This is a genomic window from Arachidicoccus terrestris (genome assembly GCF_020042345.1).
Lineage (GTDB): Bacteria > Bacteroidota > Bacteroidia > Chitinophagales > Chitinophagaceae > Arachidicoccus > Arachidicoccus terrestris.
Map to the genome: position 1 here is coordinate 3,753,532 of NZ_CP083387.1, position 24,100 is coordinate 3,777,631.

Here is a 24,100-nt window from a genome sequence, read left to right on the forward strand (position 1 = left end):
TTAAATAATATTATAGATAGCATGAATGGATTTGGCAGATTATACAGACTTCATATATTCGGGGAATCCCATGGCGCATCGGTAGGAATCAATATTGATGGCGTGCCCGCAGGGCTGCCACTGAGAGTAGAGGATTTTATGCCCGACATGGAAAGGCGGAAAGGCGGGAAACAAAAGGGAGCGACTCCCAGGCAAGAAGCTGATATGCCTATTTTTAAAAGCGGGCTTTTTAATGGATATGCAACAGGGGCACCTATCACCATCTTATTTGAGAACAATAATACACGCTCCGAAGACTATCAGAAACATCGTTCCCATCCACGGCCAGGGCATGCTGATTTCGTAGCACATGAGAAATTCGGCGGGTTCGAGGATTTCAGAGGTGGTGGAAGTTTTAGTGCCAGGCTCACTGCTGGTATTGTTGCAGCGGGCGTGATTGCAAAAAAAATACTGGGATCCGGAATAAATATTCGGGCGGAGGTTACAGAAATCGGAGGTAGTAAAGATATAGAGGCTGGTCTGGAAGCAGCCATTGCAAAGAAAGACAGTGTCGGGGCAATTATTGAGTGCCGGGTCACCGGCCTGCCTGTTGGGCTGGGCGAACCCTTCTTTGACAGCGTGGAATCAGAGCTGGCTCATGCGGCGATGGCGATCCCCGCCGTCAGAGGGGTGGAGTTCGGTACCGGATTTGCGGCTGCTGCGATGTTTGGCCTGGAGCACAATGATGCCATTATAGATATACAGGGCACAACCCGTACCAATCATGCCGGAGGAGTGGTAGGCGGCATTACCAATGGCAATGAGTTGATTTACAGAATTGCCGTAAAACCTACGTCGTCTACACCGCAGGTCCAAAATACCCTGAACTGGGAAACCGGGAAAGTTGACGATTTTTCTGTTAAAGGCAGGCATGACCTTTGCGTTGGCCTGCGGGCACCGGTAATTCTGGAAGCTATGACGGCTATTGTACTTGTGGACCTGATGATGCTTGCCGGTAAAGTGGATCGGATCTGGAAGGGGTGAGAATGGCGTGATGTCGTCCGATTTTCAGTATTAGGTTGAAAAAGGCTATTTTTAGCCTCAAATAGACCGACAATGCAAAAATTGACTTTTTCAAAATATTTTCTATATGGCACAGTGTCGATTATGGCAAGCTGTGCCATTTTTGTTTCCTGTCAGACTGCAGAGAGTGAGCATGCAGATATCCTGGCCCGGCACATTGACACGACTGTCCGGCCACAAGATGATTTTTTCGATTTTGCCAACGGAGGCTGGATCAAGAAAAACCCGATCCCTGCAGCTTATAAGAGTTGGGGGATTGGTAACGAAGTGCAGGACGATCTGTTTAAAAGACTAAAAAAGATTAATGAAAATGCAGTACAACAGCCAGGTCAAGGCATTTCTGCGAAAATTGCTGCTTTTTACGCCAGTGGCATGGATACAGTGGCACTTGCTAAACAGAGCATTGCCGTGCTGACGCCAGAACTGTCGCTTATTGACTCAATGGAGACTACCGCTGATCTGGTGAAAGTCAGTGGCCGTCTATCAAAAGAAGGCGTAAGTAACTTACTGGGGGCCTTTATAGGGCAGGATGATATGAATAGCAGTAAGATGGCTGTGTTGTTCGCACAGGGAGGACTGGGGCTCCCTAACCGGGATTATTATCTTAAAAATGATGCACGCACACGTAAAATAAGAACAAGTTACATCGGCCACATCGGCAAAATGCTGGTGCTGTCGGGAATGGATAAGCAAAGTGCTGAAGCGGCGGCTAAAACTGTTTATGATATCGAAAAGCAATTAGCGACTGCAAGCAGATCTCTGGAAGATCTACGGGATCCCTATAAAAATTACCATAAGTTTGCTGTCAGTACTTTAGACAGACGATATACTCATTTTAATTATAGTACATGGCTGGAAAATGCGGGTATTCCGGCAGATTCTCTTATCATCGGACAGCCGGAGTTTTTTAAGGAACTGGACGAACTGATGGTCTCTGTTCCTGTTCATGACTGGCGTTTATATATGAAATGGCATTTGATCCATCGCCTGGGTCAGTATGTCAACCTGAATTTTGAACAGGAAACGTTTAATTTTTATGGAAAAATCATGGACGGCCTTAAAGAGCAAAAACCTCGCTGGCGTCGGGTGTTGGAGGCAGAAGAACACTGCATGGGGGAGGCGTTAGGGCAGCTATTCGTCAAAGCTTACTTCCCAGCAGTGGCGAAACAACGCTATACGCACTTAGTGGAAGATATCCGCTCTGCATTAAAGGGTCGGATTGAACAATTAGACTGGATGAGCGACACAACTAAAAAGAAGGCTTTATATAAACTCAGCCGAATGACAGCGAAGGTAGGTTACCCGGATAAGTGGAAGGACTTCTCCGGCATGGAAATTACCCGACAGCCCTATGTTAAAAATATATTAGCTTCAAATCGCTGGTGGCATAATTATCAGGTAGCTAAACTGGGAAAGCCAGTGGATCGCTCCGAATGGCAAATGACCCCGCAAACCTATAATGCTTATTATAATCCGGCCAATAATGAAATCGTTCTGCCGGCGGGCATTTTTACCGTGCCGGGCAAAAGGGATGATGAGTTGGATGATGCGATCGTATATGGATATGCCGGCGCTTCTACTATCGGCCATGAGATTACGCATGGATTTGATGATCAGGGCAGGCTTTACGATGCGAAGGGTAATCTCAGTGATTGGTGGACGCCCGAGGATGCGGCCAACTTTAAACAACGGGCATCGGTTATGGTCCGGCAGTTTAACAGTTATATGCCGGTGGATAGCCTGCATATTAATGGTGAGGCAACGTTGGGAGAAAATATTGCTGATCTGGGCGGTATTCTTCTTGGTTGGGAAGCATTTAAGAAGACGGCTGCCTATAAATCAGGGAAAAAAATAGGCGGGTTCGCACCGGCCGAACGGTTTTTTATGGGCTATGCCCTTGGCTGGCTGTATAGTATCCGCCCAGAGACATTGGCTCAACGCTTATTGACCGATGTGCATGCGCCTGCCAAGTATCGGGTAAACGGGCCATTTTCAGACGTTGACGCATTTTATGAGACCTTCAACGTGGAGCCCGGAGATAAGATGTATATTGCACCAAAGGATCGGGTTCGTATATGGTAATATTTTTGCCAGTCCATCAGGAATCCGGTATTTTGCACCGGTAATCCTTATGCAATCATTAAAAATTGATTTTCAAGTGCATTCATTTACTGAATTAACGAATTTATTTTGCCAGCAGTTTAAGGAGCCGCAGTTTCCAGCGGAGCCTGGCGGGCTATATGAACCTGCCAGTTATTTTTTAGGGATCGGGGGTAAAAGAATCCGGCCAGTCGCGTGTCTGATGGGCAATGAGCTATTTGGTGATATTCAAGAAGACTCATGGCGGATTGCCAGGGCTGTAGAACTCTTTCATAATTTTACATTGATGCACGATGATATTATGGACAAGGCCAGTCTTAGACGGGGGCAGACTACCGTGCATATACGTAATGGAGAAAATACGGCTATTCTGAGTGGCGATGTCATGCTGGTACAGGCATACAGCTGTCTGGAGGAGCTCTCGGGCAATTATATTCATTGGATATTGAAGCTTTTTAATCAGACAGCCAGAGAAGTCTGCGAAGGACAACAATACGATATGGACTATGAATCCCGGGATAAAGTTACGTTAGAAGAATATATCCGTATGATCAGACTCAAAACCTCTGTATTGCTCGCAGCCAGTTTAAAAATGGGGGCTATTGTGGGTGGGGCGACCCGCCATAATTGTGATCGGCTTTATGGCTTTGGTAAAAACTTAGGGATTGCCTTTCAGCTGCAGGACGATTATTTGGACTGTTTTGGGGATCCTGAAAAATTTGGCAAACAGCCGGGGGGGGACATCTTGAGAAATAAAAAGACCTGCCTGTTAATAAAGGCCGGAGAACTGGCGACAGCCGGAGATATAGACAAACTGAAGCATTTGTTGGCCGTTCAGCCTGCGAATAAAACCGAGGAAGAGCAAAAGGTGGCCGGTGTACTGGATATTTATAGGAGGACAGGAGTAGATAATTTTACCCGGGAATTGATTGCTGATTATGCCAAACGGGCTATGCAGCATTTAGAAGAAGTCGTTGTGGTCAATTCCCGCAAGCAACCCTTACAGGATCTGGCAGATTATCTGTTGCATCGGGAATATTGATGACAAGCAGGATTGCTTTCAGACAGCCACTCGCTGAATACTAATGCATTAGTGTAGATACAATTATAACAACTATGAGTCAGCCATTATTTAGAAAAAAGTCAATTGAAACAATTCAAAAGGAATATGACCGCGGCCAGGAAGATGGCCAGCCCATGAACCTGAAAAAAGTACTGACGGTCAGAGATCTGACTTTTATGGGAGTGGCTGCCGTCATCGGTGCCGGTATCTTTTCAACGATTGGTAAAGCGGCTTTTGAAGGAGGGCCTGGGGTAATTTTTCTGTTTTTGATTACGGCCGTGACCTGCGGGTTTACAGCACTTTGTTATGCGGAGTTTGCTTCTCGGGTGCCTGTATCGGGGAGTGCCTATACCTATTCTTATGTAACCTTTGGTGAACTCATTGCCTGGGTGATCGGGTGGGCGCTGATCCTGGAATACGCGATTGGAAATATTGTAGTGGCAATTTCCTGGAGTGCTTATTTTAATAATCTACTCATCGGCATGCATATCCATTTGCCGGACTGGCTGACAATTGGCTATCAGACGGCCAAAATAAAATATGACAGTGCCGTAGCAGCGGGGCTTCCATTGGATGACTTAGTCTATAGTCATGCACCAGCCCTTGGACCGCTTAAGTTTATTATTAATTTACCTGCTTTTTTGATCGTCGTGATCATCACCATTTTGGCCTATATCGGAATCTCTGAAAGTAAAAAGAGTGCCAATTTCATGGTGGGCTTAAAACTTGTTTTGTTAGCTTTTATTGTAATTTTTGGTTTTTACCTGATTGTTTCAGATGGTACAACGGACAACTGGTCGCCTTTTTTACCTAATGGGATGGAAGGCGTTTTAAGGGGTGTTTCATCTGTGTTCTTTGCTTATATCGGCTTCGATGCGATCTCTACAACCGCTGAAGAGTGTAAGAACCCCAGAAGGGATATGCCTAAAGGGATGCTGTATTCGCTTTTGATCTGCACAGTGATTTATATCCTGGTGGCTCTGGTTATAACCGGCTTGGTTAATTATAAAGAATTTGAAGGTGTCGCTGATCCATTGGCCTATGTGTTCAATAAAATCAATATGCCGAAAGTCGGCTTGATTATAGCCGTGAGTGCTGTAGCTGCTTCTACCAGTGTATTACTGGTATTCCAGATCGGCCAACCAAGAATTTGGATGAGTATGAGTCGTGACGGATTGTTACCCAAGCGTTTTGCTAAAGTGAGCAAGCGGTATAAGACGCCAGCATTCGCCACGCTGATAACCGGTCTGTTGGTCGGAATCCCGACTCTATTTATTGATGACCTGTTAATGACCGATTTGACCAGTATCGGAACGCTCTTCGCTTTTGTGCTGGTTTGCAGTGGCGTTTTGGCACTTCCGAAGATCAATAAGGCAAAAGACCAGTTCAAGCTGCCATACATTAATGCCAGGTATTTGATTCCCTTGTTCGTTACTATATTTATTTATTTTTTCCGCAGCCGTTTAATGGCGGCTTTTGAAAACCTGAGCACTGAGTCCTATGAAGAAATCCTTTTTATTTTGTTTATCGTTGTAGCAGTTATCGCAGCAGTTCTTAGCTTTGTAAAACGCTACTCCCTTATACCCGTATTGGGTACACTCTGCTGTCTTTATTTAATGATTACCATTCCGGCAAAAAGCTGGCTGGTATTCTTTGGGTGGATGGCTATGGGGTTACTGGTTTATTTTGCTTATGGGTATAGGCACAGTCGTCTTAGGAAAAACGCTTAAAATGCTTATTTCTCAGATAATCTTAATCTATTACCGCAGCGCCTTTTCCTGCCCTATAAACAAATAGAGTAATGGTCCGAGCATGGGGAGAATAATAATCAGTGTCATCCATATTTTCTTACCATTACCTGCATAAGTTTTTGGCAGAATATCACGCAGACAATAGAGCATAAAAGCTAAGGGTATTACACCAAAAAAGATGATAAGGGGCAGGATGGAATGAGGGTTTTGTTGTGTTGCGGTAGCTGCTGCATCGCTACTTTTCTGAATTTGTATAAGAAACATGGCACTATAATAAACTACAGGTGATTAAATAATATTGACTTCTCTTTCCAGTGCGATTCCAAACTTGTTTTCTACACTATTGATAATACGTTCCGAAAGTGCGTAAATCTCAGCCCCGGTGGCATGACCGTAGTTGACCAATACAAGAGCTTGACGAGCGTGTACACCGGCGTCTCCATCTCGATACCCTTTCCAGCCACAGGCTTCAATCAACCATCCGGCGGCGACTTTGATCTGTTCATTACTTCCTATACCAGTTAAAGGGTAGCCTGGGAGTGTTGGGTGCTCCATTTTAAGCTTTTCAAACTGAGCGATGGGGATACTGGGATTTTTAAAAAAACTACCTGCATTACCGATCTGTTTGGGATCGGGTAGCTTACTTCGTCGAATACGTATCACTGCTTCAGATACTTCTTTTATGGTTGGCGTAGTCGTATTAACAGCAATGCCAGCCTTTTCCAGCTCCTCACGGATCGCACCATATTCCAGATGCAATATAGGTTTTTTGAGTAAGCGATAGGTAACATTTAATATGATATACTTCCCCTTTAGTTCAGTTTTAAAAATACTCTCACGGTATCCGAACTGACAGTCTTCTCTGGAAAAGGTATGCAAGGTCTGGTCGCTTATGCGCATGGCTTCCAACTGATAGAAGACATCCTTTATTTCTACGCCGTAGGCGCCGATATTCTGCATGGGAGAGGCTCCTGCCAGCCCGGGTATCAGGCTAAGATTTTCCAGACCGGCGTAACCATGATCTACGCAGTATTGTACAAAAGGGTGCCACGGCTCACCGGCTGCGACCTTAAGATAATAATATTGATCATCTGCTCTAAGCAGCTCGATGCCTTTGAGATTGTTTTTAAGGATCAGACCCGCAAAATCATTTGTAAACAAAATATTGCTACCGCCTCCCAGGATAATTTTATGCTCATGCTGATTGTCTCTGAGTAAAGCAGCCAGTGTCTGCACATCCCCGAAAGCCGCAAAACGGCTGGCTCTGGCAGCGATACCAAAAGTATTATAGGGCTGAATACTGTAATTTTTCTTTATCTGCATATTGAAAACCAAAAAAGCTGTGAGGCGGCATTTTAATTAATGAAATACCACCAGACGCCCAGACGGAGCCATAGCGCCTGACCCGGCATATTGGGGTTAACGTAATTATAATGGTTAAAGCCAAAAGTATTGTTACTATAATCCAGGGTATTCAGATTCGCTAACTCTCCAAAGAAGCGAAAACGTTTGATTCTGAAATTGACATAAAAAGAAATGTCGGGCCGGTTATTGATCTGTTGCTCATCCTGGTAATAGAACTGACCGGTAAATGGCGAATAAGCCGATGCTTTATATGGAGATACGTATCTGACATCAATTCCGGTTGCCAGGTAAAGGTTTTTATAGAAATGCCCCTCAAAGGCGATCCTGTTTCTTAAAAGCAGTAAGGGTAGATTCAGCGGAGCTTCACCTGCTCGTTGTTGAACATCGGCATCTACATACCAATGAAAGAATTTTCCCAGTCTGGTATGTTTTTGGGCACCGACTTGCAATATGTTAAACAGGCTACTAGACTGTGCTGCTGTGAACACATCTTTAAAGTAGGTGTAATTCGTTACAAAGTAATAATTTCCTGTCAGACTCAGCCCCATAGAAGGTAGATAATACCGTGCATAGGCGCGGGAGATATTTTCTTTATTCAGGTTACTGACGCCAATCACCGGGAAATCGGAATGAGGATTATAGGTCACTTTGGAATCATCCGTCGTGAATCCTCCTTCATTACCGGCATTATAAATAAATGATGGCGTTCGGTTGACGTTCTGAAAGCCCAGTTCAAGGCCGCCAAGCTTTTCCCCGAAATCTCTTCTTAGACTGGCCTGGGCATTATAATCGCCTGCATAGTTGCCTGCGACATAGAAATTACCTGCCAGTTGAATATCCCATTTATTATTTTTTGAACGGTTCCGGTATTCTGCGCCGACAAAGATATTGCTGTAACTGAGTTTATAGTTTTCTCCTAATCTCCCGTTGAGTAACTGCAGATCCGCATGAAGCTTCAGGAATTGATTTTTATTTTTTTTATCAGGATACGTGTAGATGGCAAACTGATTGGTGAGGTCCTTCCATTTGTCCTCAAATAATATCGTGTCTGTCGGAACAATAAAATTGTAGTAATTGAGATAATCGTCAGAAGTGGGATTATAGTCATGATAGTTATAACCATGGGTCGAATAGGAAATGGCATGTTCAAACCGAATGCGGGGATAGAACATGTAATAGGTAATTGTATCCTGGACAACGGAATCTTTCTGGCCAAAATCATAAGATTGTCTCAGGTACAGCGTGATATCATTAAATGTATTGCCGGTAATAACACTGGCATTAAAAGGGTTGCTGGTCGTCGTATTGCTGTTGCCTAGTTTTACGCCGGCTTCAAATGGATTTCCCAATGATAAATCGCTCAATTGATCCGGATTTACCAGGCCGCCATTCGTAGCGGTTTTAAGACTGTTGCGAATAAAGATCAGATTGGAAGAATATCTTTTGTTGGTGCTTTGAACAGAAATATTTGCCCGCAGGTTACTATTGGCATTGTTCTGATTTTTAAAAGCACCCGGCGCATTCAGTAGGCGGTATTCAAACGTGAAATTAACATTGCGGTTTCGATTCTGCGTGTGCAGCAGGTCTATATACTGTTCGCCCCGGCCGCCCAGCATATACCCCAGTTCAGAATAAGGGCGGGTAGATGTAAAATAACGGGTATTCTTTAGTGTGAATCTTGCATAATCCATGCCGTGCATACCCTCATCCCAGCCCGGCTGCATATAGGGCGAAAAGAGCAAAGACTGCGCGGGCGAGCCTATGTTACCCAAATCATTGTAAGTGTAGGGTAGCTGGAGCCGGGTATTGAAATCATTGATTGAACTATCCATATGATGATCCAGAGTGGAATCAAAATACCGGTAGCTAATTGTAATAGAATCTTCGTACTTATCACGCCTTTTTAGTGAGTCATTGCCACTTTGATTGGGGGCTATGGGGCGACCCTGATTGTCGGTTTGATAAGTCTGGGTCTGGTCAGTCTGGGTCTGGTCAGTGACCTGCGCTTTCAATACACCCACGGAGATTACCAGGGTGAGCAACATGGAAAGTATATAGATCTTTCTGTTTATCTGCATGAATGAGTCATAAATCTTTAATGGAACAGACAGGCTCCTGCCTACTGTTTTTTTCGCCAAGAACTATACGGATAGCTCATCATATTCCTGCCCCAGCCAGGTCTGTTTTTTGGAGGGCAACAAAATGATCCTGAGTGTTGAGTCATTAGTGAAATAGCTGATCATCCAGTTCAGGAATACCAATAATTTATTGCGAACGCCCAAAATTAACATCAGATGCAGAAACATCCATATTAACCAGGCCAATCTTCCGTGAAAATGTAATTTGGGCAGGTCTACCACAGCTTTGCGTTTGCCAATGGTGGCCATTGTTCCCGGATTCTTATAGGTAAAAGGCGTTACCGGCTTATTTTTCAATAGGTTCTTGAAATGCCTGGCAAGGTGCTCTGCCTGTTTATTGGCAACATGAGCCAGTTGCGGGTGTCCATGGGGCCAGTCTTTGGTCTCCATATAAGAAATGTCTCCAATCGCATAGACGTCGCTCAGGTCTTTTACCTGGTGCAATTCATCTACTATAATCCGGTTACCCCTTGTGATACTTTCTTTGGGAATCCCCGCCGGAACATTCCCTATGACACCAGCCGCCCAGATAAGCGTTTTACATGGAATACTTGTGCCGTTTTCAAGAGAAACGGTATCACCATCATAATCTGTGACATGGATATCTGTCTGGATATGTATGCCCATTTCTTCCAGATAGCGTCTGGAATTTTTCTGGGACTGCTCGCTCATGGAAGACAGGGTGCTGGGGCTGCCTTCGATCAGATTGATGCGCAGATTACTGAAATCGATCAGGGGGTAATCCTTAGGGAGAACTTTGGATTTCATTTCGGCCAGTGCACCGGCGAGTTCAACACCGGTAGGGCCGCCGCCTACGATCGTAATATTATTGTAAGCCTCTTTGTCTTCAGGTGTCCTGGCTGAAAGGGACGCTTCAAAGTTTAACAAGATCTTGTTGCGCAGGGCAATGGCTTGATTGGTGGATTTCATCGGGAATGCATTCTGCTCAATATTTTTATTGCCAAAATAATTATTGGTGCAGCCGGTAGCAATGACCAGATAATCATAGTCATAGATATTATGGCGGGTAAATACTTTCTTAGCCCGTGTATCAATCTGACGAATCATACCTACCCGTACATTGACATTTCTTTTACCCTGAAAGATTCGTCTGAGCGGAAAGGAAATTGCCGTAGCTTCCAGTCGGGCCGACGCCACCTGATAGAACAGTGGCTGGAACTGGTGAAAGTTATGAATATCAATGATGGTAATCTGGTAATCTGTATTATGCAGCTTTCTGGCTAGTTTGAGACCGGCGAATCCCGCTCCGATTATAACAATTTTTTTCTGCATATGTATACACTTTAATTTCCCGTGAATAGAATCTGATTACAGCCTGCAATTTACCCTATCTACGGCAATTAATGTATAACAGTTCAGCTAAATTTGTCCCAGACGCATGCGGATCACAACAAAAGCAAGTATAATCACCATGATGATAACGACAATGGCCACCACAAACCAGAATAAATGTCCGGTGTCCACAGGCCCCTTTTTTCTGCCCGCACCTGTTTTTTTCTGTATAGACCGGTTAATCCGGTTGGTATGATTATAGATCTCACGGGTAGAGCTAAATTTGCCCAATCCTTCCATTGCATCCTTGTAAAAAGGATCATCCTTGTTTGGCGGTCCATCGTCACCCTGGGCCATGTCACTGCCAGGCGCATTCAATTGTTCTTGCAGCCATCGCTCCAGTTCCTTTTTACCGGCCTGAGGTGATATTTTCTTAGGATCCGCCATGGGGAGGAAGATTTTTGATCATATAATTTTTGAGATTTCTTTTGCCGTTTTGAATATAACTTTTTACCTGATCTCCATTATACCCGGTTTTTACAGAGATTTCCTGATAGGAATGGTTCTCCAGATAATAAAGGGAGATACAGGTTCTTTGCTCCTTATTGAGCAGTTCCAGAGCGGACTGCATCTGATCCAGCTGGCTTTCCCGATCCTGGATATTATCGAGTTCACTTTCTGAGCTAATTTCCAAGAGCTCTTCTTTCAGTTCTTCCATCCGGCTATGCTTTTGCCCTCTGATATGCATCAGACAATGGTTTTTAGCTACCGTATAAAGCCAATTTTTAAAATTAGTAATTTTGTGTCGGCTGACCGTCTGTAATACGTGAAAAAATATTTGTTGGGTGGCATCTTTTGCTTCTTCAGGGTCGTTCAAATACTTCATGGCGACCCCTAAAACCAGTACTGTATAGCGCTGAAGTAAGATTCCCAGCCAATAATTATCCTGACTCTGCATATATTTGCTGAGCAGAAAGTCATCATTGTATTTTTGATGGATTGGACTCAAATAGGGAACGGTTTTGTATTTAGATGCATTCTTGCCCAGAATTCCATAACGGTAAAGGGTAATGAGGTGCTTGTGATCAGGCTAAAATTAGCCAATTATTATTAATTATTAGTGAGAAAAGTATGTTTCACGTTATTGGTATAACACCCGTTGCGCCGATCCGGCTAGAACCCTCTCATCGTTCTGAGATGGTGAGTCAGCTGCTATTTGGGGAAATGGCTGAATTACTGAATCGCGATGGCGATTTTCTTCAGGTACGCACGGTTTATGACCAGTATGTTGGATGGATACAGGCAAATCAAGTCACGGATGTATTGGAGAGTTGGCTGGAGAAGTCTAAAACAGAGGGATATATAGATCAGGTCACAACTATTGAAGTGGCAGGTCAGCCCATGGTGGTATATCCGGGGACGCCGGTCTGGCGCAGTGATACACTGGCAGGTATCCCGGTGGACTATGGAGCGGTTTCTCCGGTAAAGCCTAAGCGTAGATCCAGAAAAAACCTTCAGGAAGCGACCTTAACCTATATGAACACTTCTTATTTATGGGGCGGTAAAACGGTAGCAGGAACAGATTGTAGCGGATTTGTACAACAAGTTTATAAACTTTTCGGAACCGATTTGCCCAGGGATGCCTATCTTCAGGCGGAAGTAGGTGAGGTCGTTGGCTTTCTGGAGGAATCAAGGCCCGGTGACCTGGCTTTTTTTGACAATGCCGAAGGGCGTATCACACATGTGGGTATCTTATTGGGACCTAATAAGATTATACATGCCTCCGGGCAAGTTAGAATTGATATGATCGATTCACAGGGCATCAAACAAAAGGTTAGCCGGCAACGAACGCATTTTCTAAGAATTATCAAAAGAGTGTGGTAGAAGTTTGGCTGCTAAATATTTTCTCCTTATCTTTGCAACCCGTTTGGGAAACACGGTTATTCTTTCCCAGATGCGCGATAAAAACATTCAGGGAGTTTACTCCATTATTGATAAAGATTATATCGCGAGGTAGAGCAGCGGTAGCTCGTCGGGCTCATAACCCGAAGGTCGGTGGTTCGATCCCGCCCCTCGCAACAGCTGAAAGGCGAAAAGCTCCACAATTTTGTGGGGCTTTTTTTGTCGCTGCGGATCAGGTATGACGTTTTTTTCATTCAGCATTAAAATTCTACCTTTGCATTTGGTACGGATTCATTTTTTTGTTTAAATACCCTTCATGAAATCTGGGTTTGTTAATATTTTCGGAAAGCCAAATGCGGGGAAAAGTACCCTGCTAAATGCCCTCTTGGGGGAAAAACTGGCTATTGTATCCAGTAAGGTACAAACTACTCGGCACAGAATTAAAGGTTTCTTGAATAAAAAGGATGTCTACCAGATCATTTTGTCCGATACGCCAGGCATCATCGAGCCTAAGTATAAATTGCATCAGAAAATGATGGGTAATGTTAAAAGTGCCCTGGAAGATGCAGATGTTGCCGTATTGCTGGTGGATATACAAGATGACTGGGATGAGTGTGCGAAACTTTTCACTTCCCTTCGCCTAAAAGTTCCTTGTATCATCGCCATCAACAAAATCGACAAGGCCAATCCGGACAATGTAAAGGCGGCTAAAGCTTTTTTTGGCACGCTGCCTTATTGCAGGAACGTTGTTACACTGAGTGCCCTTAATCAGAAAATCTTTGAGAAACTAATCCAGGCTATTGTAGCGTTATTGCCGGAGGGTATGCCGTTTTATGACGAGGATGAGATGACCGATTTACCTACCAAATTTTTTGTGGGTGAGCTTATACGGGAAAAGATCTATTTGCTTTTCGGTGATGAGATTCCTTATCACGCGGCTGTCCTGGTTAATGCTTTCAAAGAGAAAACGACATTGATCAAAATACAGGCCGATATCATTGTGCAAAGAGAAACCCAGAAGATGATCCTTATAGGAGAGAAGGGGTCGATGATCAAAAAAATCGGTACACTGGCCCGGGAAGATATCGAGAAATTCCTGGAACAAAAGGTTTTTCTGGAGCTTTTTGTTAAAGTGCGCCCTAAATGGCGGGAAAGTGATGCTCAGCTAAAAGAATACGGTTATAATTAATTAAGAATAAAAGTACAGGTAATTACCGGAACAGGCCATGATGGCTGTCCTGATTGATCCACATTAATGAAATATTTATGAGTTATACAGTAGCGATAGTAGGTCGGCCCAATGTAGGTAAGAGTACGTTTTTCAACCGCCTGCTGGAAGAAAGAAAAGCAATAGTGGATGATGTCAGCGGTGTGACCAGGGATCGCCAGTATGGTGTGACGGAATGGAATGGCCGTTCTTTTAACGTTATTGACACCGGTGGCTTTGTCCATGGCTCAGAAGATGTATTTGAAATCGAGATTTGCAAGCAAGTCAAAACAGCGATCGATGAGGCTGATGTAATCATTTTTATGACAGATGCAGCAACGGGGATCACTGATCTGGATGACGCAATGGCTAATATGTTGCGAAGAACAACTAAGCCCGTATTAGTAGCGGTGAATAAGGTAGATAATAATAACCGGTATTTAGAAGCAACTGAGTTTTATATACTGGGTTTTGAAAAGGTATTTTTTATCAGTTCAATAAGCGGTAGTGGTACTGGTGAGTTACTGGATGCTGTAACTGAACTAATGCCGGAAGAAACAGAAAGCTCCGTAGAAAATACAGATCTGCCTAAAATTGCCATTATAGGACAACCCAATGTCGGGAAATCGTCTCTGTTAAATGCGCTGACCGGTCAGGAAAGAACCATTGTCAGTGATATTGCAGGTACGACCAGGGATACGATCCATACCCATTATAATCTCTTTCAGAAAGAGTTTATTTTGATCGATACCGCAGGTATTCGTAAAAAAAACAAGGAAAAGGATGATCTGGAATTTTATTCAGTCATCCGGGCGATCAAAGCAATGGATGAGGCTGATACCTGTCTGCTCTTATTGGATGCGGAAAAAGGCATCACCGCGCAAGATATCAATATATTTTCACTGGCCGCCAGAAAGGGAAAGGGTATCACCTTGCTAGTTAATAAATGGGACCTGATCGAAGACAAAGCTACTAATACAGCCAGAGACTATGAAAAGGAGTTGAAAAAACGTATTGCACCGTTTAATGATATTCCTATCGTGTTTATCTCCGCAAAGGAAAAAACAAGGATCTTTAAGGCAATTGAAATAGCCTTGGAAGTCTGTGAGAATAAAAAGCAGCGTATTGCAACCAGTAAACTCAACGACGTGATGTTAAAGGCGATTGAGGCCTATCATGCACCGGTCGTAAGGGGTAATTCTATTAAGATCAAATATGTGATGCAATTGCCCACTCATGTCCCCTCTTTTGCCTTTTTTGCCAATTATCCGGACGATATTAAGACGCCCTATAAAAATTACTTAGAAAACCAGTTAAGGAGCCATTTTAACTTTAAGGGCGTACCCGTCCGAATTTTCTTCCGTAAAAAATAAGCCTATCGTACGAGTGCTGCAAGATAAATAAGTAAGCACCCTGCTTTATCCTTTACCAGATAAGCAGGGGTTATTGTTTGAACAAAAAGTTCAATATTAGTGAAGTTTATTATTGAGAATCATGTACTTATCCGTCTGATAAATAGCATTGATCAGTAGCTCGTAATGCTTTTTTACAGAATCGGCCAGTTTTACGGGCTGATTATTGAACATATTAAACGCCTTTGGTTTTTGCTGACGGTCTACGTCATAAAAATAATACAGCGAATCCTGCATCAGCCCGATAGTGATATTGCTGGGATCATATATAAAGACGCCATTATGGTCCGGATGAGCCCTCATATGCGGGCTCATCAGATCACGGCCCATAGTGGTGTTTTTGTAAGGTAGCCTGGCCAATCCCGCGATAGTAGGCAACACATCTGCCTGAGAGGCATAACTATTGATCTGCTCCGGACGGATAAGTCCGGGCGCATAAAATAACAAAGGAACATGCATATTTACCAGTGAGCCATTGGTCCAGGCATCCGGATAGTATTTGGAAGCGTCTCCTTTTGTACCATGATCTCCGACAAAGACAAAGATCGTGTTCTTGAAGTAGGGTTGCTTTTTAGCTGCCTCAATAAAATGGCGGTAACAATAATCAGTATAACGAAAGGCGTTCAGTTCTGCCAGACTGGTAAAGCCATTCTCCAGGATCTCCTTTTGTGAGTAGTGAACCAGCTTAAAGTTGTCTTTATCATCTTCAGGAATGGTATAAGGACGATGATTATCAGCGGTCTGAATGATCGCAAAAAAAGGCTTGGTGGCTTTTGAGAAGTCCTGGTTTGCCCTTTCAAAAATGTGTCTGTCACTGACGCCCCAGACGTTTATTTTAGGGGCGTCATAATCGGGCTGTTCGATGGTTTCCAGACCAGGAATATTATTTTCAAGCACGCCCCGGATATTTGCCCAGCTTAAGCTACCGCCGATATAATAACTTTTATCATAGTTTTTAAAAGCATTGATAATGGTATGCTGATTAACGGCTCCCGGATTTCGGCTGGAAGTAGAATTTCTTTCAACGTCGGGAATACCTGTGATGATTGCCCATACACCTCTGGCCGTACCAACGGATGGTGAAAAACATCTGGTAAAGAATAGACCCTGTTTAGACAGTGAGTCAAAATAAGGCGTGGGATTAAGCGTATTGCCTGACATGGAGCTCTTTACATAGCTAAAGGATTCGCAGATGACTAGCACGACGTTGGGAGGGTTAACAGCCGGGGTATCCGGCGTAATAATTCTTTCAAAGTTCAGCTTATTTTGATCCGGCTGTTTGATATCCAGGAAATCCACCATTAAGGGATAACTTTTTTTTACCGCCTCCTTGTTATAGGTGATGCTGGCATGTTGCAAGGTGCTAAAAAAAGACTGAAAGGGATTCAGCGCCATATTCGAGGCGTAATCACTACCCAAGGTAAATGCATCGCTCCAACGCAAAGGGTATTGCCCCAGGCGGCCAAAAATAAAAAAGGCAAGCAGCAGAAAATAAACGATACCGACAGTGATACGCCTGGACTTAGTCACCTGGTCACCCGCTCTTTTGTTAACCCAACGGTAAGTCAGACGGATAAACCAATGCAGTAAAAAGGTTCCGATGATTAGTGTAAATAAGATCCAGAAGACAGGATATGTTTCCATAACCATCCCGAAAGAAGCGTCTTCCTGCAGGTACTCGAGCACACTGGCGTTGAGACTGGCGCCTAAATATGCGAAATAGGCGAATCCTGCAATGTACATAAAAACAAAAAGAAATGTGAAAATGCCCCAATAAATAAAGGCCGTTTTCTTGCCCTTTGCTTTTTTAAACGGATGTAAGGCCGGTAGCAGCGATAAAAGAAAGCCTACCAATGCGGCTACGCTGACGATACGCAAATCATATCGAAGACCAAGCCAGAATGCCTTGCCCATGGGGTGGTCGATATCCAGAGCCGGTTTTGGGAAAATGTTCATTTCAATGATACGCAAAAGGGACATTAGAACTATAAAAAATATGCTAATTATCAATAACCATTGGATAGAACTTGGTATTTTTATGCGCTTCATGAGCTGATTTTTGGCTCCAAAAGTAATAAAATTTTAAACCTTGGCTTATAAATGATATTTTCCTATTTCGAAAATTTTGATAAATATCTTTTTTTAAAAATAAATACGGTCTGGACCAGCCCTGTTCTGGATAGTATCCTTCCCTGGTGGCGGGATAAAAATACCTGGATTCCCCTATATATCTTCCTGGGGCTGTTTATCTTTATTAATTTCGGCAAAAAAGCGCTACCCTGGTTTCTGTTTGTACTGGCTACAGCGGCACTCATGGATCAGATCAGCAGCCATTTTCTAAAAGAGTATTTTGATCGGGTGCGACCCTGTAATGATGTGGTGATGCGGCTTAAAGAAAGATTTCTGGTAAGGCATCGTCCGCAGAGTGGTAGCTTCCCTTCCTCTCATGCCTGCAATCATTTTGCGCTGGGCTTGTTTTTTCTGTTGACACTCAAAAGGTATTTTGGTAAATGGGCCTGGCTGTTTATTTTTTGGGCAGCGACAATCTGTTATGGGCAGATCTATGTAGGGGTACATTATCCGACAGATGTTATTGCCGGCGCCATTATCGGCTCTTTGGTGGGGCTCGGTATGTATGGATTATTTACCCGTTTTTTTAAAATGCCTGATCCGCCTGGACATGAAAGAACACTCAGCAAACAAGTATCCAGATTATGAAAATTCAATTATGGTCTGTTGGGAAACCGCATGACCGCCAGCTATCTGCCAGTATTGAAGAATTTACGGTCCGGCTCCGAAAATATTATCCGGCCGAATGGTTTATTATTGCCCCGCCGAAGCATGCGGCATCCTTACAGATAGCCGATCTGAAAAAACAGGAAGGAGAGCTCGTTTTAAATCAGTTGCAAGCAACAGACTTTCTGGTATTATTGGACGAAAAAGGGAAAATGCTCAGTTCTATTGATCTGGCTGCGTTTATTGAACAAAGAGCCACGGAAAGTACCAAAAGGATTGTATTTTTGATCGGCGGTGCCTTTGGCGTAGATGAGCCGGTCAGAAAAAGAGCCCAGATGGTCTGGAGCCTCTCCAAACTGGTTTTTCCGCATATGCTCGTCCGGCTGATTTTGGCGGAGCAGCTCTATAGAGCCTGCAGTATTATTCGGGGAGAAAAATATCATCACATCTAATTTAACTAGTTCTGGCCGCGCGCACCTGAAAAAATGAATTTATGGAGCATTTAAGTGTTACCCTTGTTATCATAATTATTACTTGTATTGTATCCTTTATGGCTTTTTCTAATGAAGCACTGATGGGAAAGCTGATTTTCTATCCGCCTGCCATCAGTGAGCAAGGTCAATGGTACCGGTTTTTCAGCTGTGGACTGATCCATGGAGATTTTGGTCATCTGGCCTTTAACATGTATGCCTTTTACACCTTCGGTGTCGTCGTAGAAGGAAATTTTGCTTATATATTTGGAAATGGATTTGGCAAACTACTATATCTGATACTGTACATAACAGCTTTATTGGTTTGTTTGTTGCCCACCTATGTAAAGAATAAGGATAACTATGCCTATCAGAGTCTGGGCGCTTCCGGGGCTGTGTCGGCGATTGTATTTGTCAGTATTCTACTTATGCCGACCGCCGAGATAGGATTGATTTTTATTCCGTTTTTTAGCCTGCCTTCTTTTATTTTCGGAGTGATCTACCTGATTATCACTGCCTGGTTGGATAAAAGAGGCAGCTCAAGAATTAATCATTCTGCCCACTTGTATGGCGGACTGTACGGTATTGCTTTTCTGATCCTGGCCTGTCAGCTATTCTCTCATTTTAATGTATTGGCACAATTCATTTTGCAGGTACGCAGCTATTTTCAGATTTAAAAAGCAGGCTTGATATGCATTCAGGATCAGTCTGTTTCCCTGTTGAAGATAAAGGCGCGATCCATCTTTTCCATACCCAATTTGGGATAGTACGCTACTGCGCTGGGAGCTGCCAGTAGCAAGAGCATACTTTGAGGGCCGATTTCGAGGCGGGTACGGCGCACAAGTTCTTTGCCGATTCCCTCATGTTGGTATTCTTTACGGACCGCCAGGTCGGACAGGTAACAGCAGTAACAAAAGTCTGTCAGACTGCGGGCGATACCGACCAATTGGTCTCCATCCCAAGCACTTACTGTCAGATCCGCTGCCTTAAACATGCTTTCAATCCGCTTCATATCACCGGTGGGGCGGTTGATGCCAGAACTATCAAATACTTCGATGATTGTGTCTATCGGAATTATCTTATTAATTGCGTAAATGATTGGCATAGATAAAGGTTTAAATTAGTCATGAAATCTGACCAAAGTTACCTGATCCATTGGAAGAGCCAAGTTTATTTTAATAACGAATGTCTGTTTGCCGCAGGCATATTTTGAATGTTTTTTTGCTTGTTAGCCGTCTTTATTTGTCTTTCCCGCAGATTGCGAGTAATTTTGATCACTTCTATTATTTATGTTAACGAAAAGAATCATTCCCTGCCTGGATATCAAAGATGGCAGAACGGTGAAAGGTATTAATTTTGAAAGCCTTCGTGACGCCGGAGACCCGGTGGAACTCGGAAAGTTCTATGCCGATCAGGGTGCAGATGAACTGGTCTTTTTGGACATCACTGCAACGGTAGAAAAAAGAAAGACGCTGAGGGAGTTAGTCAGTAAGATAGCCCGCCATATCAATATTCCTTTCACGGTTGGGGGGGGGATCAGTTCTGTTGAGGATGGCAAGATCCTCCTGGACAACGGAGCTGACAAAACTTCGGTCAATTCGGCGGCGTTTAAACGGCCGGAACTGATCCAAGAACTGGCAGGCGCATTTGGGAGCCAGTGTGTCGTCTTGGCCATTGATACCAAAAAAGAGGCTGATGGTCATTGGTATGTTTATTTGAATGGAGGCAGGCTTAAAACAGATATCCGTTGTGAGGACTGGGCCAGAAAGGGAGTGGAATTAGGTGCAGGGGAGATATTGCTGACATCTATGAATAATGATGGAACGAAACAGGGGTTTGCACTGGATATTACAGAGACGCTGGCAACGACATTACCGGTTCCGGTTATCGCCAGCGGTGGTGGCGGGACTGTAGAGCACTTTATAGATGTCTTTGAGTCGGCGCATGCGGATGCGGCGCTGGCTGCCAGCATTTTTCATTTTAGAGAAGTAGAAATCGGTGTTTTAAAACGGAAGCTGGCGGAAGCAGGAATCCCTGTCAGGCAATAAGAAAATAAATAATCAAGTGAAAAGATAAGAATAATGGAAATCAATTATGCTAAATATCCGGACGGCCTGGTACCGGCTATTGTACAGGATAGCAAGACTGGAAAGGTATTGATGTTGGGCTTTATGAATGAAGAGGCGGTCGCCCAGACCAAAGCACTGGGCAAAGTGACCTTTTTCAGCAGGTCAAAGAACCGGCTGTGGACAAAAGGAGAAGAGAGCGAAAATTTTCTGATCCTAAAAGATATAAAAGTAGACTGCGACCAGGACACTTTATTGGTTAAAGCGGAGCCGTTAGGCCCAGTATGTCATACAGGTACAGATACCTGTTGGGGCGAAAAAAATGAATGTGGTAGTTTTTTGGTTCAGTTGGAAAATATAATTCAGCAACGCAAAAACTCAGGTGACGAAAGATCCTATGTTGCCAGTTTATTTAAAAAAGGTATCAATAAAATTGCTCAGAAAGTCGGCGAGGAAGCGGTAGAAGTGGTGATCGAAGCTAAGGATAGTGATGAGTATCTTTTTTTAAACGAAAGTGCAGATCTCCTTTTTCACTACCTGATCCTACTCAATGCGAAAGGGTACAGACTGGAGGATGTCATGAAAGTGCTGCGCAGCCGCCATGAGACAAAAAAGGCTGATCAGAAATAGGCATTTAGCTGTCATATATCCATTATTGTGTAACAGGCATGATTTATGCCTGAAGGCAATGATCTTATTGGTTATTATTTTTAATTTTCATGAAGTATCAAAGTAAGCAGTTCCAGCAGCCGTTCATACGAAGATATCTCTATTTTATAGTAGTAGTAGTAATACTGTCGACTGTTATAAGTAGATCCCAGGCGCAGAATATGAATATGATGACGGAGCTTGATCAACCTGCTGAACTCGCCTGGTATAATCAGCATTTTGCCCTTCTGGAAGACAGTGTAACGCATTATCAGGAAGCCATTAAGCAACCTCAGGTACCGGCCGAACGTAAACGTAATCTGGAGGCGTATGAGAAGGAGTTAGGCAGATATAGGACAACCATGCGACAGTTTGTGGCCCTGCATCGTGCAGAAGATACGGCTGCAAAAGCGCTCCTGATCAGTTGTTTCAGAGAAATTGAGGTCAACCAGGATACCTTAAGATCGATGGCTTCCCTGTTGACCGGTGCAGGGGCTGATAATACCTATGCACGGTATTTGGAGCAGGAGCTGCAGGGGAGGGCTAACGGTGAAGTCGGGAAGATTTTTATTGATTTTTCAATGCCGGATGACCATGGCAGAATGATCTCCACACAGCAGTATCGTGGTCACTACCTTTTGGTTAACTTCTGGGCAAGTTGGTGCGGCCCCTGCCGTGCAGAAATGCCTTCTTTTTTAGCTGTCTATCATCGGTTTAAGGATACTCTTTTAACAGTCATCGCTGTTAGTGTAGATACGGATAAATCCTCCTGGCTGCGGGCTAAAAAGCAAGACGGAACGGATTGGCTGAATGTCTTTGATGACAAGGCCTGGAATAGCCCGGTCGTACGCAATTATGCAGTTCACCGGATACCTCAGAATATTCTTATCGGGCCGGCCGGTCATATTGTCGCAAGGAATATCTCTGCACATGGGATCGAAAAGCTGCTGCATAGGGTACGGGTGAAGACACCTGCAGTAGCTGGTGCGCCTGTAAAATGATGAATATCCCTTATCTTCGCAATCCTAAAAAGAAATCATTTTATGTATCGCTCACATACCTGCGGAGAATTAACACTATCTAATGTACAACAAGAAGTTACACTGTCTGGGTGGGTACAGACCATCCGGAAATTTGGTTCTATAACATTTGTGGATCTAAGAGACCGCTATGGAATTACTCAGCTGCTTTTTGGTGAATCCTTGAATGAGCAGCTGGATAGCGCTCCACTCGGCCGTGAATTTGTCCTTCAGGTAAAAGGGAGGGTGGCTGAGCGTTCCAATAAAAATATGCAGATACCCACAGGTGAGATAGAGATCCTTGTGGAAAGTTTTTCAATTCTTAATAAATCGGCGGTGCCCCCCTTTACCATCCAGGATGATACAGACGGTGGAGAGGACCTTCGTATGAAGTATCGCTATCTGGATTTAAGAAGAAATGCCGTTAAAAAAAATCTACAACTTCGTTATCAGGTAGGGCGTTCTGTCAGAAACTACCTGCATGAGCAGGAATTTATGGATATTGAAACGCCATTCTTGATTAAATCTACACCGGAAGGTGCAAGAGATTTTATTGTGCCTTCCCGTATGAATGAAGGAGAGTTCTATGCCTTACCTCAATCTCCACAGACTTTTAAACAGTTGCTGATGATTAGCGGTTATGATCGTTATTATCAGATCGTCAAGTGTTTTAGAGATGAAGATCTTAGAGCAGACCGGCAGCCGGAATTTACCCAGATTGACTGTGAAATGGCCTTTGTGGAACAAGAAGATGTACTTCAGATGTTTGAAGGCCTGATCCGGCGCGTATTTAAAGACGTCATTGCAAAAGAATATACAGAAGAAATTGTCCGCCTGAGCTGGGAAGAAGCTATGTGGCGCTATGGGAATGATAAGCCCGATATTCGTTTTGATATGGAACTGGCAAATCTGAAATTCCCTGCCCATACTTTTAGGGAGAAGTCTGCTATAACCGGTATTTTTGAAGGAGTGGATTTTAAAGTATTTAATGAAGCTGAGACGGTAATTGCCATCGCTGTGCCAGGCGCAGCCGGTTATACGCGTAAAGAACTTGATGAATTGACTGCTTGGGTAAAAAGGCCGCAGATCGGTATGATGGGGTTGGTCTATGTCAAATGTCAGGAAGATGGCACTTATAAAAGCAGCGTAGATAAGTTCTATGATAGAGCGCGACTGGAGAAGATCGCACTGGCGACTCGTGCGAAAGCCGGCGATTTGATCTTGATTCTCGCGGGCAAGGAAGAACGTACCCGTAAGGCAATCAGCGAGCTTCGCCTGGAAATGGGTAAGCGCCTGGGAATGCGTAAACCTGAAGAATATAAGCTACTCTGGGTATTGGATTTCCCGCTTTTTGAATATGCACCGGAAGAGAACAGGTGGGTGGCCAGGCATCATCCGTTTACGTCTCCAAAACCTGGTGACATTGATCGCATGATCGGAAATGATCCAAAGATCAGTGATCCGGAAAGGTATTTAGAACATCCTTATGCGAATATCAAGGCCAATGCTTATGATATGGTACTTAATGGTAACGAGATCGGAGGCGGATCCATTCGCATATTCCAAAAAGAATTGCAGCAGAAAATGTTTGCTGCCCTGGGCATGGGTGAAAAGGAGCAGCAGGAAAAATTTGGGTTCTTATTGGGCGCATTCCAGTACGGTGCTCCCCCACACGGCGGCTTGGCCTTCGGGTTTGACAGGCTCTGTGCATTACTGGGCGGAAGTGAAAGCATCCGCGATTTTATCGCCTTCCCTAAAAACAACAGTGGTCGCGATGTGATGATCGATGCACCCTCCAGTGTTGATCAAAAGCAGCTCGATGAATTAAGGTTAAAGCTTGTTCCTTCTGATATTTAGGGTGGCTAGTG

The 24,100-nt window shown here is 43.9% G+C and carries 22 protein-coding genes and 1 tRNA gene; 15 read left to right on the top strand and 8 right to left on the bottom strand.

The window, feature by feature from the left end; translation table 11 throughout:
* Positions 1-21: 21 nt before the first annotated feature.
* The 4 genes from K9M52_RS14610 to K9M52_RS14625 all read left to right on the top strand — a co-directional run bounded on the left by K9M52_RS14610 (position 22) and on the right by K9M52_RS14625 (position 5,955).
* Positions 22-1,023, top strand: a complete 1,002-nt coding sequence (locus tag K9M52_RS14610; protein WP_224069174.1) for a chorismate synthase — start codon at positions 22-24, stop codon at positions 1,021-1,023.
* 72 nt (positions 1,024-1,095) lie between these two features.
* On the top strand, positions 1,096-3,144 hold the full coding sequence (locus K9M52_RS14615; protein WP_224069175.1) for a M13 family metallopeptidase: 2,049 nt from the start codon (positions 1,096-1,098) through the stop codon (positions 3,142-3,144).
* A gap of 76 nt (positions 3,145-3,220) precedes the next feature.
* Entirely contained in the window at positions 3,221-4,204 is a 984-nt protein-coding gene (locus K9M52_RS14620) for a polyprenyl synthetase family protein (RefSeq protein WP_224069176.1), read from the top strand.
* A gap of 74 nt (positions 4,205-4,278) precedes the next feature.
* Complete coding sequence (locus K9M52_RS14625) at positions 4,279-5,955, top strand: APC family permease (protein ID WP_224069177.1); 1,677 nt, start codon at positions 4,279-4,281, stop codon at positions 5,953-5,955.
* Positions 5,956-5,985: 30 nt separating this feature from the next.
* On the opposite strand, the gene K9M52_RS14630 is transcribed toward K9M52_RS14625, so the two are convergent.
* The 6 genes from K9M52_RS14630 to K9M52_RS14655 form a co-directional block, all read right to left on the bottom strand.
* Positions 5,986-6,240: a PLD nuclease N-terminal domain-containing protein gene (locus K9M52_RS14630; protein ID WP_224069178.1), complete on the bottom strand. Its 255-nt coding sequence runs from the start codon at positions 6,238-6,240 to the stop codon at positions 5,986-5,988.
* 24 nt (positions 6,241-6,264) lie between these two features.
* The gene (gene murB, locus K9M52_RS14635; RefSeq protein WP_224069179.1) at positions 6,265-7,299 is read right to left on the bottom strand and encodes a UDP-N-acetylmuramate dehydrogenase; all 1,035 of its coding nucleotides are present in this window, start codon (positions 7,297-7,299) and stop codon (positions 6,265-6,267) included.
* A 32-nt stretch (positions 7,300-7,331) separates the two neighbouring features.
* Positions 7,332-9,419: a putative porin gene (locus tag K9M52_RS14640; RefSeq protein WP_224069180.1), complete on the bottom strand. Its 2,088-nt coding sequence runs from the start codon at positions 9,417-9,419 to the stop codon at positions 7,332-7,334.
* A 63-nt stretch (positions 9,420-9,482) separates the two neighbouring features.
* A complete protein-coding gene (locus K9M52_RS14645) occupies positions 9,483-10,772 on the bottom strand; it encodes an NAD(P)/FAD-dependent oxidoreductase (RefSeq protein ID WP_224069181.1) in 1,290 nt (429 codons plus the stop codon).
* An 87-nt stretch (positions 10,773-10,859) separates the two neighbouring features.
* The gene (locus K9M52_RS14650) at positions 10,860-11,219 is read right to left on the bottom strand and encodes a hypothetical protein (protein WP_224069182.1); all 360 of its coding nucleotides are present in this window, start codon (positions 11,217-11,219) and stop codon (positions 10,860-10,862) included.
* Positions 11,206-11,781 carry an RNA polymerase sigma factor gene (locus K9M52_RS14655; RefSeq protein ID WP_224069183.1) on the bottom strand — a complete coding sequence of 192 codons (576 nt, stop codon included), beginning with the start codon at positions 11,779-11,781 and terminating at the stop codon, positions 11,206-11,208. Before K9M52_RS14655 ends, K9M52_RS14650 begins: the two co-directional genes overlap by 14 nt.
* 122 nt (positions 11,782-11,903) lie before the next feature.
* Here K9M52_RS14655 and K9M52_RS14660 point away from each other — a divergent pair, with 122 nt between their 5' ends.
* The 4 genes from K9M52_RS14660 to der all read left to right on the top strand — a co-directional run bounded on the left by K9M52_RS14660 (position 11,904) and on the right by der (position 15,254).
* Positions 11,904-12,656 (top strand): C40 family peptidase, encoded by a 753-nt coding sequence (locus tag K9M52_RS14660; protein WP_224069184.1) that lies wholly within the window; start codon positions 11,904-11,906, stop codon positions 12,654-12,656.
* Between the two features lie 123 nt (positions 12,657-12,779).
* Positions 12,780-12,851, top strand: a tRNA-Met gene (locus K9M52_RS14665).
* 139 nt (positions 12,852-12,990) lie between these two features.
* Positions 12,991-13,863: a GTPase Era gene (era, locus tag K9M52_RS14670; RefSeq protein ID WP_224069185.1), complete on the top strand. Its 873-nt coding sequence runs from the start codon at positions 12,991-12,993 to the stop codon at positions 13,861-13,863.
* 77 nt (positions 13,864-13,940) lie between these two features.
* Positions 13,941-15,254 carry a ribosome biogenesis GTPase Der gene (der, locus tag K9M52_RS14675; RefSeq protein WP_317197274.1) on the top strand — a complete coding sequence of 438 codons (1,314 nt, stop codon included), beginning with the start codon at positions 13,941-13,943 and terminating at the stop codon, positions 15,252-15,254.
* Between the two features lie 96 nt (positions 15,255-15,350).
* Here the strand turns inward: der and K9M52_RS14680 are convergent, their stop codons facing one another.
* Positions 15,351-17,273: an LTA synthase family protein gene (locus tag K9M52_RS14680; RefSeq protein ID WP_224069186.1), complete on the bottom strand. Its 1,923-nt coding sequence runs from the start codon at positions 17,271-17,273 to the stop codon at positions 15,351-15,353.
* A gap of 120 nt (positions 17,274-17,393) precedes the next feature.
* Between K9M52_RS14680 and K9M52_RS14685 the strand changes: the two genes are divergently transcribed.
* From K9M52_RS14685 to K9M52_RS14695, 3 genes are read left to right on the top strand one after another with little or no spacing between them, the layout of a single operon-like run.
* Positions 17,394-18,011: a phosphatase PAP2 family protein gene (locus K9M52_RS14685; protein WP_224069187.1), complete on the top strand. Its 618-nt coding sequence runs from the start codon at positions 17,394-17,396 to the stop codon at positions 18,009-18,011.
* Positions 18,008-18,481 (top strand): 23S rRNA (pseudouridine(1915)-N(3))-methyltransferase RlmH, encoded by a 474-nt coding sequence (locus tag K9M52_RS14690; RefSeq protein ID WP_224069188.1) that lies wholly within the window; start codon positions 18,008-18,010, stop codon positions 18,479-18,481. The genes K9M52_RS14685 and K9M52_RS14690 overlap by 4 nt, the downstream gene beginning before the upstream one ends.
* A 41-nt stretch (positions 18,482-18,522) precedes the next feature.
* Positions 18,523-19,176 (top strand): rhomboid family intramembrane serine protease, encoded by a 654-nt coding sequence (locus K9M52_RS14695; RefSeq protein WP_224069189.1) that lies wholly within the window; start codon positions 18,523-18,525, stop codon positions 19,174-19,176.
* Between the two features lie 26 nt (positions 19,177-19,202).
* Here K9M52_RS14695 and K9M52_RS14700 read toward each other — a convergent pair whose 3' ends face one another.
* Positions 19,203-19,604 (bottom strand): GNAT family N-acetyltransferase, encoded by a 402-nt coding sequence (locus K9M52_RS14700; protein WP_224069190.1) that lies wholly within the window; start codon positions 19,602-19,604, stop codon positions 19,203-19,205.
* Between the two features lie 184 nt (positions 19,605-19,788).
* Between K9M52_RS14700 and hisF the strand changes: the two genes are divergently transcribed.
* From hisF to aspS, 4 genes are all read left to right on the top strand, one after another.
* On the top strand, positions 19,789-20,547 hold the full coding sequence (gene hisF, locus K9M52_RS14705) for an imidazole glycerol phosphate synthase subunit HisF (protein ID WP_224069191.1): 759 nt from the start codon (positions 19,789-19,791) through the stop codon (positions 20,545-20,547).
* A gap of 33 nt (positions 20,548-20,580) precedes the next feature.
* A complete protein-coding gene (gene hisIE, locus K9M52_RS14710) occupies positions 20,581-21,195 on the top strand; it encodes a bifunctional phosphoribosyl-AMP cyclohydrolase/phosphoribosyl-ATP diphosphatase HisIE (protein ID WP_224069192.1) in 615 nt (204 codons plus the stop codon).
* 89 nt (positions 21,196-21,284) lie between these two features.
* Positions 21,285-22,214: a TlpA family protein disulfide reductase gene (locus tag K9M52_RS14715; RefSeq protein ID WP_224069193.1), complete on the top strand. Its 930-nt coding sequence runs from the start codon at positions 21,285-21,287 to the stop codon at positions 22,212-22,214.
* A 42-nt stretch (positions 22,215-22,256) separates the two neighbouring features.
* Entirely contained in the window at positions 22,257-24,089 is a 1,833-nt protein-coding gene (gene aspS / locus K9M52_RS14720) for an aspartate--tRNA ligase (RefSeq protein ID WP_224069194.1), read from the top strand.
* Positions 24,090-24,100: the final 11 nt, after the last annotated feature.